We start from the raw sequence: 11,471 nt of genomic DNA on the forward strand, positions 1-11,471 counted from the left end.
CTAAGCCAGCCACAACGGCGGGCGAAACCCGGGGGGCAAATCGCCCCGATGGAGCAACGGCCGTCGGCTGGTTGACGTCCGATAGGCGCAAAAGGCGTCCCGCGGGATCCGATGTCATCCGAGGCGCAGGCAGAACCGATGTCACCTGCTCAGCGAAAATCGCTGGCCGCCAGCTCGAGCGCTGCCCAGAGATAAGGCGCGAAAGAACGCCAGACGTCGATATGAAAGCTCTCGACGCCGATCCGCCACAGGATGATCTCGACACCGTCATAGAGCGTACGGGTCGCCTTGCCGGCCGGGAAGTCCCGGCCAAGATCAAGCGCGCAGCCAGTCAGCAGCAGCGCCTCCGCCTTTGGCCCCTCGATCTTGATGCCGATGCTGCGGTGACTGACATCCGTGACTGAGTGCGCACCGGGGATCGCGGGCGCCGGGGTGCCATCGAGCAGCATGAGTAGCCATTCGTCCGGGCCGAGGCACAGCGCCGTGCCGCTGCCGAACGGCGCGGTCGTCGTTACCTTGACCGGCAAGTCTCGAGGCACGCGCGTTCGCACGCTGTATCGGACACGGGCTGGAGCGAGCGACAGCGTCACCCCTGCGTGGCAGACGGGCTCGGCGGGCAGCGGATCGCTGCGGATCGGCGCCTCAATCACGAAGACGTACCCCCTCGGGATCATAGAAAACACTGTCCGAGACAATGACCCGATGCACCAACTCCGGCATGGGCACGTAAAGCGCCTGGCCGACCCGCGCGCGTCCATCGGCCACGACCGCTAGCGCGATCGAGCGGCCGAGCGTCTCGCTCCAATAGGAGGAGGTGACATGGCCGATCATCGGCACCGGCATCGGCGCGGCAGGATCGAGGATGATCTGCGCGCCCTCCTCTAGCACCAGCTTCGGATCGTCTGTCAGCAGCCCGACGAACTGCTTGCGGCCAGGTGCAATGATATCGGGGCGCGCCAGCGAACGGCGGCCGACGAAATCGGGCTTCTTCTTGCCCACCGCCCAACCGAGCCCGGCGTCGTCGGGCGTCAGCGTGCCGTCGGTATCCTGGCCGACGATGATATAGCCCTTCTCGGCGCGCAGCACGTGCATCGCCTCGGTGCCATAGGGTACGATGCCATGCTGCTGGCCTTCACGGTGGAGCGTCTCCCATACCGCGCGGCCATAGCCCGCCGGCACATTGACCTCGAAGCCAAGCTCGCCGGTGAAGCTCACCCTGAACAAGCGGGTCGGCACACCGCAGATCCCGCCCTCGGCGACGCTCATATGCGGCAGCGCTTCGGGCGACAGGTCGATGCCCTCGACGAACGGCGCGATCACGTCGCGGGCACGCGGCCCCTGGAGCGCGACCACCGCATATTGCTCGGTGGTCGAGGTCAGCCAGACGTCGAGGTCGGGCCATTCGGTCTGGAGGTAATCCTCCATCATGTTCAGCACCCGGGCCGCGCCGCCGGTCGTGGTGGTGACATGGAAGCGGTCCTCGGCGATCCTCGCGGCGACACCGTCGTCCATGATGAAGCCGTCTTCGCGCAGCATCAGTCCGTAGCGGCAGCGCCCCGGCGCAAGTGACTTCCAGGGGTTGGTGTACATGCGGTTGAGGAACTCGGCGGCGTCGGGCCCGACCACCTCGATCTTGCCAAGCGTCGAGGCATCGAAGATGCCGACACCCGCCCGCACCGCACGGCATTCGCGCGACACCGCGGCATGCATGTCCTCGCCCGCCTTCAGGAAATAGCGGGCGCGGCGCCACTGCGCGACATTCTCGAAGACTGCCCCATGCCCTTCGGCCCAGCCATCGATCACCGTCTTGCGGACCGGCTGGAACAGCGCGTCCTTGGCCATGCCGGCGAGCGCGCCGAAGGTCGTTGGCGTATAGGGCGGGCGGAAGGTGGTGAGCCCGACCTGCGGCGCGCTGCGGCCGAGCGCACCGGCAGCGACCTGAAGGCCGTTGAGATTGCTGGTCTTGCCCTGATCGGTCGCCATGCCGTTGGTGGTATAGCGCTTGATATGCTCGACCGAGCGGAACCCCTCGCGCACCGCGAGGCGGATATCGCGCGCGGTCACGTCGTTCTGATAGTCGACGAACGCCTTGAAGGTAGCCGGATCGCGCCGGCTGGGCAGCGCCTCGACGGTCAGGCCAGTGCCGGCGATCGCGCCGGTGCAGCTGCCGATGCAGGCCACCAGATCGACTTCGCCGTCGGGCACGAAGGCGCCAAGCTCCTCGCGCCACGCGAGCGCGCCCTTGCCGTGCGACCAAAGATGCACCGTCGGCGTCCAGCCGCCGGCCATCAGCAACGCGTCGCAGGCGATGCGGCGCTCCTTGCCGCCATCGGCCGGAGCGATCGTCACCGCGCTGATCCGCTTCGCGCCCGCGGTAGCGGTCACCGCATGGCCGGCGATCAGCTCGATCCCCAGCGCTCTGGCGCGATCAGCGAGCACCGGATCGACGGCGGCGCGCAGATCGACGATCGCTGCCACCGCGACCCCGGCCTCGGCGAGATCGAATGCAGCCTGATAGCCGCTGTCATGAGTCGCCATCAGCGCGACCTGCCGCCCGACCGCGACGCCGTAGCGGTTGAGATAGGTCCGCGCAGCGCTCGCCAGCATGATGCCGGGGCGATCATTGTCGGCGAACACCAGCGGCCGCTCGATCGCGCCGGTCGCGAGCAGGATCCGTCCTGCGCGGATGCGGTGAAGCCGCTCGCGCGGACCGGTCGCAACCCCGATCGGAAGATGATCCGCCAGCCGTTCGACCGCGCCGACGAACCCGTCATGATACAAGCCGATCGCCGTCGTGCGCGGCAGGCAGGCGAGATTCGGCGCAGCCCCGAGGCGCGCGGTCGCTTCGGCCAGCCAGCCCCATCGCGCCGGATCGGACAGCAGCTTGCCGCCGAACTCGGCCTGTTCGTCGAGGATCATCACCCGCTCGCCATTGCCGATCGCGGCGAGCGCGGCTTCGATGCCGGCGCGGCCGGCACCGACGATCAGCAGATCGACAAAATCATTGGTCGCAGCATAGCGATCAGCGTCGATCGCAGCGGGCGCCGAACCAAGCCCGGCCATGCGCCGGATCGCCGGTTCGTACAGCCGCTCCCAGAAGGAGCGCGGCCACATGAAGGTCTTGTTGTAGAAGCCCGCCGGAAAGAGCGGCGAGAAGACATTGTTGATAGCGCCGAGATCGAAGCCGAGCGACGGCCAGCGATTCTGGCTTTCAGCAACCAGCCCGTCATACAGCTCCACCGTTGTCGCGCGCAGATTGGGCGTATGCCGACCCGGTCCGCGATCGACGCCGACCAGCGCATTGGCCTCCTCGACACCCGCGCCGAGCACGCCGCGCGGGCGATGATATTTGAACGACCGGCCGACCAGGTGAACGCCATTGGCGAGCAGTGCAGAGGCGAGCGTGTCGCCGGCGGCACCGGTCATCGGCCTGCCGTCGAAGGTGAAGCTCGGGCGCTGGATGGGATCGATCCGGCCCCGCCCGGGAACGCGAAAGCCGGTCACGCGCCCTCCCCGGTCTCGCCCCGGCGCGGCAGGCCGGCCTTATAGGTCGCCTCGAACCGGTCAGTCACTGTGTCGCGCACTGCGTTGAAGAAGCGGCCGCAGCCATGGACATGGCGCCAGCGCTCGAAATGCCGGCCGCGGGCGTTGGTGCGCTGGAACAGGAAACTCTCCCACTGCGCGTCGTCGAGCGTGCCGGGCTGCACCGGCCGGGCGATATGCGCCTCCCCGGCATAGCTGAACTCGATCTCGGGCCGGCGTTCCTCGCAATAGGGGCAATGGATCAGCAGCATCTCAGTGCGCCACCGCGGCGGCGGCCGCTTCGTCGATCAGCCGGCCGGAGCGGAAGCGATCGAGGTTGAAGGGTGCGTTGATCGGGTGCGGCTCGTCCTTCGCCATCGTCCAGGCGAGCAGGTCGGCTGCGCCGGGCGTCGCCTTGAAGCCGCCGGTGCCCCAGCCGCAATTGACGTAGAGCCCCTTGACCGGCGTCTTGCCGAGGATCGGCGAGCGATCGGGCGTCACGTCGACGATCCCGCCCCAGTTGCGCAGCATCTGCATGCGGCGGACCACCGGGAAGATCTCGCAGATCGCGGCGAGCGTGTGCTCGACGATGTGCAGCGCGCCGCGCTGCGAATAGCTGACATAGGCGTCCGTGCCCGCGCCGATCACCAGCTCGCCCTTGTCGGACTGGCTCATATAGGCGTGCACCGTGTTCGACATGACGACGCAGGGGAAGAAGGGCTTGACCGGCTCGGACACGAGCGCCTGGAGTGGGAAGCTTTCGAGCGGGAAGCGCAGGCCCGCCATCGCCATCACCACCGACGAGTTGCCGGCGGCCGACACGCCGATCTTCTTCGTCGCGATGAAACCACGTTCGGTCTCCACCCCTTCGACCGCCCCGTCGACGCCGCGGCGGATGCCGGTGACGGCGCAGTTCTGGATGATGTCGACGCCGAGCGCCGAGGCCGCACGCGCATAGCCCCACGCCACCGAATCATGCCGCGCCGTCCCGCCGCGCCGCTGCAGCGCCGCGCCGAGCACCGGATGGCGCGCCCTCGGATCGATCGAGAGCGGCGGGCAATAGGCCTGCGCCTGCTCGGCGGTCAGCCACTCATTGTCGACGCCGTTCAGGCGGTTCGAGTGGATGTGACGCTTGAAGCTCTGCACGTCATGGACATTATGGGCGAGCATCAGCACGCCGCGTTTCGAATACATCACATTATAGTTGAGCTCGGCCGACAGCCCGTCCCACAGCTTCACGGCGTGATCGTAGAGATGCGCGCTTTCGTCGTAGAGATAGTTGGAGCGAATGATCGTGGTGTTGCGCCCGGTATTGCCCCCACCCAGCCAGCCCTTCTCGATCACCGCGACATTGGTGATACCGTGCTTCTTCGCGAGGTAATAGGCCGCGCCAAGCCCGTGCCCGCCGGCACCGACGATGACGGCATCATAGGCCAGTTTCGGGCTGGCGTCGGGGAATTGCACCGGCCAGGTCTTGTGATGGCCAAGCGCCTTGGCGACCAGGGTGGGGAAGTTATAGCGAATCACGCAGGCTCCGAATCCAACGCCTTGCGCGCATTGCCGGTGTAGAATCGCTTGAAATAGTCGACCAGCTTTTCTTCGATCGAATAGGGCCCCTGGCGATAGCCGTCGCCCGCGATTCCCTGATGATTGATCGCGCAGAGATCGCTGTCCTGGCGATTGGTCGCCCGCCACACGGCGGTCAGGTTGGCCGGATCATAATCGACACCTTCGACGGCATCTTCATGGACCAGCCAGCTCGTACGCAACAAGGTCTTGGCAGGCGCGAGCGGGGTCAGCGAGAAGGTGACGATGTGGTCGCAGCAGAAATGGTGCCAGCTGTTGGGCTGAGTCCAGACCGACAGGCTCGATGTATTGGGCTCGGTGAAGGGACCGAGCAATTTGCGGCTCGCAACCTTGCCGTCCATCGTCTGGCTGACGGCGCCATTGGCCAGCGGCAGCCGCGCGACGCGATGCCACCAGCCTTCGGGAAACTCGATCAGGTCGTGATAAATGCCGAGCCGCTTCCATTCGGCGCGCTCCGCATCGATCCGCGCCGTCTCGGTTGCGCCGTCCTCGGGCAGGCCCTTGCCGAACCCCTCCGAGCCGAGGCAGGCGAGCAGCTCCGGATGATTGCCGTCACAATGATAGCATTCCCGGTTATTCTCCATCACCAGCTTCCAGTTGGCGTCCTCGACCAGTTCCTCCTGGACCGCCACCTTGCAATGTTCGAGATCGTAGATCGCGATCTGCCCCGCGATGTCCGCCTTGACCCGGTCGATCGGCGGCGGATTGTCGCTCAGGCACAAAAAGATCAGGCCGCCGATATTCTCGACCGCGACCGGGATCAGCCCGAACTCGCCCTTGTCGAACCCTTCGGGCATATCGCGCGCGGCGAGCAGCCGGCCGTCGAGACCATAGGTCCACATATGATAGGGACACATCAGCCGCGCGGCGCTGCCTGACTGGGTTGCGCAGATTCGCGCGCCGCGATGCCTGCAGCTGTTGTGGAAGGCGCGCACCTCGCCGTCGCGGCCGCGGACGATGATGATCGAGTTGTTGCCCATCTCGAACAGATGGAAGTCGCCAGGCTGCTTCACATGCGCGACGGTGCAGGCATAGAGCCACACCGACTTCAGCAGCACCTGGGTGTCGAACTCGAACGCCTCCTGCCCGACATAGAGCTGCTGCGGCAACGTGTAGCCCGGGCGATCCTGGTTGAGCAGAGCGCCGATCTTCTCGTAGCGGGACATTGGGATATCAGCTCCTGAGCCGGTCATTGCCGGGGTCGAAGGGCGAATCCTCGATCACCGTCGCGCGGTGACGCTCGCCCAGAATGACTATCTCCAGTTCGCCGCCTACGACAGCGAGATCGGGCCTGACCATCGCAAGCGCAAGCGACTTGCCGGTCCGCCAGCCATAGCCGCCCGAGGTCGCGCGGCCGACCATCTCGTCGCCGGCGAAGATCGGTTCGGCGCCGCGCGCATCGGCATCGGTCACGTCGTGCACTTCGAGAGTCACGAGGCTGTTGCCCTCGCCCTTCTCCCGCCGTGCGAGCAGCGCGTCGCGGCCGAAATAATCGGTCTTCTTCGCGCCGATGAAGCGCGAAAGACCGCTTTCAAACGCCGAATATTCGACCGAGAGCTCGCGCGGGATCAGCTTGTAGCCCTTTTCGAGCCGCATTGAATCCATGGCGCGGATTCCGAACGGCTTGAGATCGTCGCCGCCGGCCTCGAACAGCCTGTCGAAGATGTAATTCTGCATCTCGATCGGGTGATGGATCTCCCAGCCGAGCTCGCCGACAAAATTGACCCGCAACGCCTCGACCTCGGCGATGCCGACGCTGATCGTCTTGCCCGTCAACCAGGGGAAGGCAGCGGTGGAAAGGTCTGTGCCGGTCAGCCTGGCCAGGATTTCGCGTGACTTAGGCCCGGCGAGCACGAGCACGCCCATTGCTGTGGTTAGCCGCTCGAAGCTGACCGAGCCGTCATGCGGCATCGCCTTCTTCAGATAGTCATGGTCGTGCTTCTCATAGGCCCCCGCCGACACCAGGTAGAAACGCTGCGGGCCCTGCTTGTACACCGTGAACTCGCTGCGCACCCCGCCCCGCGCGGTCAGCAGATAGGACAGGGTCACGCGCCCGACCTTCCTGGGGACGGCATTGGTCAGCAGCCCGTCGAGCCAGGCCTCGGCGCCCGGCCCGGAAATCTCGCATTTGGCAAAGGCGCTCATGTCGAGCAGCCCGGCCTTTTCAGTGACGTGCCGGCATTCGGCGCCGACATGCCCGAAATAGTTGGAGCGCCGGAACGACCATTGCTCGCGGACCGGCGCATCGCCCTCCGGCTCGGGATAGTTGCGGCTGAGGATGACGTCCGGCCGCGCCAGATCCTCCTCGCTCAGCTGATACCCCGGCGGCGCGAACCAGTTGGGCCGCTCCCAGCCATAAACGGTCCCGAACACGGCGCCCTTCGCCATCATGCGATCATAGCAGGGCGTGCGGCGGAGGCCGCGGGCGCCTTCGCGCTCCTCGTCTGGATAATGGACGGTGAAGACCTTGGCATAGGCCTCCTCGTTCTTGGCGGTGAGATAGCCTTTGCCGGCATAGTCGCCGAAGCGGCGCGGATCGACGCCCATCATGTCGATCGTGGGTTCGCCGTCGACGATCCAGTGGGCGAGCTGCCACCCTGCCCCACCCGCCGCGGTGATGCCGAAGCTGTGGCCTTCGTTGAGCCAGAAGTTCTTCAGCCCGGCCGCCGGGCCAACGATCGGGCTGCCATCGGGCGTATAGGCGATCGCGCCATTATAGACCCGCTTGATGCCGACTTCCCCGAACGCCGGCACCCGGGCGATCGCGGCCATGATATGCGGTTCGAGCCGCTCCAGGTCTTCCGGGAACAATTCATATTCGGATTCTGCCGAGGGACCGTCGGGATAGCAGATCGGCGCGCCGACTTCGTACGGGCCGAGCAATAGGCCGCCGGCTTCCTCGCGCATATAATAGCTCGCGTCGGACTCGCGCAGCACGCCCATCTCGGGAAGGCCGGCGCGCTTGCGTTCCATGATCGCGGGATGCTGTTCCGTGACGAGATATTGATGCTCGACCGGGATCACCGGCACGTCGAGCCCGACCATCTCACCCGTCTTGCGCGCGAAATTGCCGCTCGCCGAGACGACATGCTCGCAAATGATGTCGCCCTGATCAGTCGAGACCAGCCATTCGCCATTCGGCCGCCGGGTGATGGCTATCACGGTCGTGTTGCGGTTGATCTCGGCACCGAGCTGGCGCGCGCCCCGCGCCAGCGCCTGGGTCAGGTCGGCGGGCTGGATATAGCCATCGGCCGGGTGACGAATCGCCGCGATCACCCCGGTCATGTCGGCGAGCGGCCAGATCTCCTTCACCTGGTCGGGCGTAAGCATATCGACCTCGACGCCGATCGTCCGCGCCACGCCAGCATAATAAAGATATTCGTCGAGCCGATCCTCGGTGCAGGCCAGGCGGATATTCGAGACGTTGGAGAAGCCGACATTCAGCCCGGTCTCCGGCTCGAGCGTCGGATAGAAGCCGACTGAATATTGATGCATCTTCCCGACGGAATAGCTGAGGTTGAACAGCGGCAGCAGCCCGGCAGCGTGCCAGGTCGAGCCCGAAGTAAGCTCCTTGCGCTCGACCAGGACGACATCAGTCCAGCCGAGCTTGGCCAGATGATAGAGCGTCGACACCCCGACGACGCCGCCGCCGATCACCACCACACGCGCATGCGTCTTCACGCTAGTTCCTCATTTCTGGCTAACCCCATGGTCATCGCCGCGCCACCGGTGATAGGCGAGATCAGTATTGCTTATCGCGGCATCAGCATTCGACCACATTCACCGCCAGGCCGCCGCATGACGTTTCCTTGTACTTGGTGCGCATGTCGCGCCCGGTCTGGCGCATCGTCTTGATCACCTGATCGAGGCTGACATAATGCACGCCATCGCCCATCATCGCGAGCCGCGAGGCGGCGACCGCCTTGGCCGCGCCGATCGCGTTGCGCTCGATGCACGGAATCTGGACGAGGCCGCCGATCGGATCGCAGGTGAGCCCGAGATTATGCCCCATGCCGATCTCACCCGCGTTCTCGATCGCAGCGCACCCAAGCGACGCTCCCCAGCAAGCTCCGCGCCGCAAGCAGCACGGCGAAGCGCCGGCCCGCCACCATCGGCCCGACGGTATGAGAACTCGACGGGCCGACCCCGATCTTGAACAGGTCGAAGACGCTGATCGTCATGGATCAGCGAAAAACCACGGCGCGCTCGCCGTTGAGCAGCACGCGATGGTCGAGATGCGCCTTCACCGCGCGGCCCAACACCCGGCTTTCAGTGTCCTGCCCCTGCGCGATCAGATCCTCGACGCTGTCGGCATGGTCGACGATCGACACATCCTGAGCGATGATCGGACCTTCGTCGAGATCCGGCGTGACGTAATGCGCGGTCGCCCCGACCATCTTCACGCCGCGCGCATAGGCGCGGTGATAGGGATTGGCCCCCTTGAAGCCCGGCAGAAAACTGTGGTGGATGTTGATCACGCGACCGTCCAGTCGCCGACACAACGCGTCCGACAGAACCTGCATGTAGCGCGCAAGGATCACCAGATCGACCTGTTGATCGTCGATCAGCGCAAGCAGCGCCGCCTCCTGCTCTGCCTTGGTCTCGGCGGTGATCGGCAGGTGGAGGAACGGTATCCCCTCATGCTCGACCCGCCGCGCCCAGGTCATATGGTTCGAGACGACACTGGTGATCGTCATCGGCAGGCCGCCTGTCGCTGTGCGATAGAGCAGGTCGTTAAGGCAATGCCCGCCCTTCGACACCATGATCAGCGCACGGAGCCGCACCGACAGGTCGTGAAGTTTCCAGTCGAGCCGCCAGGCGGTGGCGACCGGTGCGAATGCCTCGCTGAAGCCGTCGACGGTCAGCCGGGCCGGGCCGGAGAATTTGACGCGCATGAAGAAGCGCCCGGTGCCGGCATCCCCATATTGCGCGTTTTCGAGGATATTACAGTCCTGCGAAGCAAGCGAATTGGCGACCGCGGCGAGAATCCCCTTGCGGTCCTCGCAGGCGAAGAGGAGGACGAACTGGCGTGTCGCATCTGTCATCGGCATGACACGGGACTAGTCCCCCTCCGCGCCGCCGCAATCTTCCGAGCGCCGAATTAGTCTCTCTTATCCCCCGGTGAAGTGGGACCGATCGCGCGGCGGTGGCCAGGCACGGCCATTCTGCGCTAGCAACGGCCCATGCTCCTCAGGAAACAGCCGACACGATGAAGCTTCCCTCCGGTTTCGACCTGAACTCGATCGAAGTCTTCATGCTCACCGCCGAGTTCGGCGGCATGACCCAGAGCGCCCAGCATCTTGGCATGACTCAGTCAGCGGTGTCGCAAACGATCTCGAAGCTCGAGGCGGCGCTCGGCGTCCGCCTGTTCGACCGCGGGATGCGCCCGCTCGCGCTCACGCCCAGCGGCAAGCTGTTGCTGCGCGACGGATCGAATCTGATAGCCGCCGCCAAGGGCCTCGCGCGCGAAGTACGCGAAGGCAGCGAACACCCCGCCGAATGCGTGACGATCGCAATGGCCGAAAGCATCGCCAACCATCTAACCGCGCCGCTGCTCCAGGGGATCGGCGGACGCGCGCTTTCATGGCAGCTCCGCTCGGGCATCTCGCTGCTGCAGCATCACGAGTTCCTCGCCCGCAAGCTCGATATGCTGATCACCGGCAGCAGCCAGCTCGAAGAAGTGGAGTCGGTCGAGCATTTCCCGATCATGACCGAGGAGTTCATCCTGATCGCGCCGATCGACTTTCCGGTCGCCGACGACCCGATCGACGCCCTGAAAGACCGGCCCTTCATCCGCTACTCGCTGCTGTCGGCGATGGGCCAGCGCATCGAGCGCCAGATCGCGCGGATGCGGCTTCAGCTGCCGAACGGGGTCGAGGTGGATTCGACGCTGCAGCAATTGTCCTCGGTCGCGGCCGGCCTCGGCTGGAGCATTACCACGCCCTTATGTCTGGCGAGCCATCCCGATGTACTGCCGCGATTGCGCGCGATGCCGATGCGGCGCGCGCAATTCCGCCGCCACATCCAGCTCGTCTCTCGCCGCGGCGAATTCGGTACACTGCCACGCGACATCGCCACGCTCGCAACGGAAAGCCTGCGGAACGGGCGGTTACCGGCCCTCGCAGAAGTGCTGCCCTGGCTGAGTGCAACGATCACCTGGCCAGGAGAACCCGCGCGCAACGGCGACGCCGAAGACTGAGGAGGAACCTCGCTCCCATCACACGCCTGGCTTGATTTCATTGCAAGCCACTAATCTTACTACGTCATAAATGGTGATTGAGGCTGCGCTCTGGCGCAGCAAGGACATCGCATCAATCTTCGAGCGAGGGCGACAGTCAGTCTCCTACGCAGCGTCGCGATCG

General features: G+C 65.4%; 9 protein-coding genes and 1 pseudogene. 1 reads left to right on the forward strand and 9 read right to left on the reverse strand.

All coding sequences use genetic code 11. The features are described 5' to 3' along the window. Window positions 1-149 precede the first annotated feature (149 nt). The 9 genes and pseudogenes from ABD050_RS27470 to purU form a co-directional block, all read right to left on the reverse strand. Window positions 150-650, reverse strand: a complete 501-nt coding sequence (locus ABD050_RS27470) for a sarcosine oxidase subunit gamma (protein WP_343892767.1) — start codon at window positions 648-650, stop codon at window positions 150-152. Beyond that, on the reverse strand, window positions 643-3,504 hold the full coding sequence (locus tag ABD050_RS27475; RefSeq protein WP_343892768.1) for a 2Fe-2S iron-sulfur cluster-binding protein: 2,862 nt from the start codon (window positions 3,502-3,504) through the stop codon (window positions 643-645). Before ABD050_RS27475 ends, ABD050_RS27470 begins: the two co-directional genes overlap by 8 nt. Continuing rightward, window positions 3,501-3,794 carry a sarcosine oxidase subunit delta gene (locus tag ABD050_RS27480; protein ID WP_343892769.1) on the reverse strand — a complete coding sequence of 98 codons (294 nt, stop codon included), beginning with the start codon at window positions 3,792-3,794 and terminating at the stop codon, window positions 3,501-3,503. Before ABD050_RS27480 ends, ABD050_RS27475 begins: the two co-directional genes overlap by 4 nt. Before the next feature lies 1 nt (window position 3,795). Continuing rightward, window positions 3,796-5,046, reverse strand: coding sequence for a sarcosine oxidase subunit beta family protein (locus ABD050_RS27485; RefSeq protein ID WP_425542521.1), 1,251 nt, complete (start codon window positions 5,044-5,046; stop codon window positions 3,796-3,798). After that, on the reverse strand, window positions 5,046-6,275 hold the full coding sequence (locus ABD050_RS27490) for an aromatic ring-hydroxylating oxygenase subunit alpha (protein WP_343892771.1): 1,230 nt from the start codon (window positions 6,273-6,275) through the stop codon (window positions 5,046-5,048). The genes ABD050_RS27485 and ABD050_RS27490 overlap by 1 nt, the downstream gene beginning before the upstream one ends. Window positions 6,276-6,282: 7 nt before the next feature. Continuing rightward, on the reverse strand, window positions 6,283-8,790 hold the full coding sequence (locus ABD050_RS27495; RefSeq protein ID WP_343892772.1) for a GcvT family protein: 2,508 nt from the start codon (window positions 8,788-8,790) through the stop codon (window positions 6,283-6,285). An 82-nt stretch (window positions 8,791-8,872) separates the two neighbouring features. Then, a pseudogene (locus ABD050_RS27500) lies at window positions 8,873-9,169 on the reverse strand (L-serine ammonia-lyase, iron-sulfur-dependent, subunit alpha); the annotation flags it as partial. Next, window positions 9,129-9,290 carry a serine dehydratase beta chain gene (locus tag ABD050_RS27505; RefSeq protein ID WP_343892773.1) on the reverse strand — a complete coding sequence of 54 codons (162 nt, stop codon included), beginning with the start codon at window positions 9,288-9,290 and terminating at the stop codon, window positions 9,129-9,131. The pseudogene ABD050_RS27500 and the gene ABD050_RS27505, both read right to left, overlap by 41 nt. Window positions 9,291-9,293: 3 nt before the next feature. Then, complete coding sequence (gene purU / locus ABD050_RS27510; protein ID WP_343892774.1) at window positions 9,294-10,160, reverse strand: formyltetrahydrofolate deformylase; 867 nt, start codon at window positions 10,158-10,160, stop codon at window positions 9,294-9,296. A 158-nt stretch (window positions 10,161-10,318) separates the two neighbouring features. Here purU and ABD050_RS27515 point away from each other — a divergent pair, with 158 nt between their 5' ends. Then, complete coding sequence (locus tag ABD050_RS27515; RefSeq protein WP_343892775.1) at window positions 10,319-11,308, forward strand: LysR family transcriptional regulator; 990 nt, start codon at window positions 10,319-10,321, stop codon at window positions 11,306-11,308. The last annotated feature ends 163 nt before the right edge of the window (window positions 11,309-11,471 follow it).

Origin of the sequence: Sphingomonas oligophenolica (assembly GCF_039522915.1) — a bacterium.
In the GTDB taxonomy this organism is placed as follows: Bacteria; Pseudomonadota; Alphaproteobacteria; order Sphingomonadales; family Sphingomonadaceae; genus Sphingomonas; species Sphingomonas oligophenolica.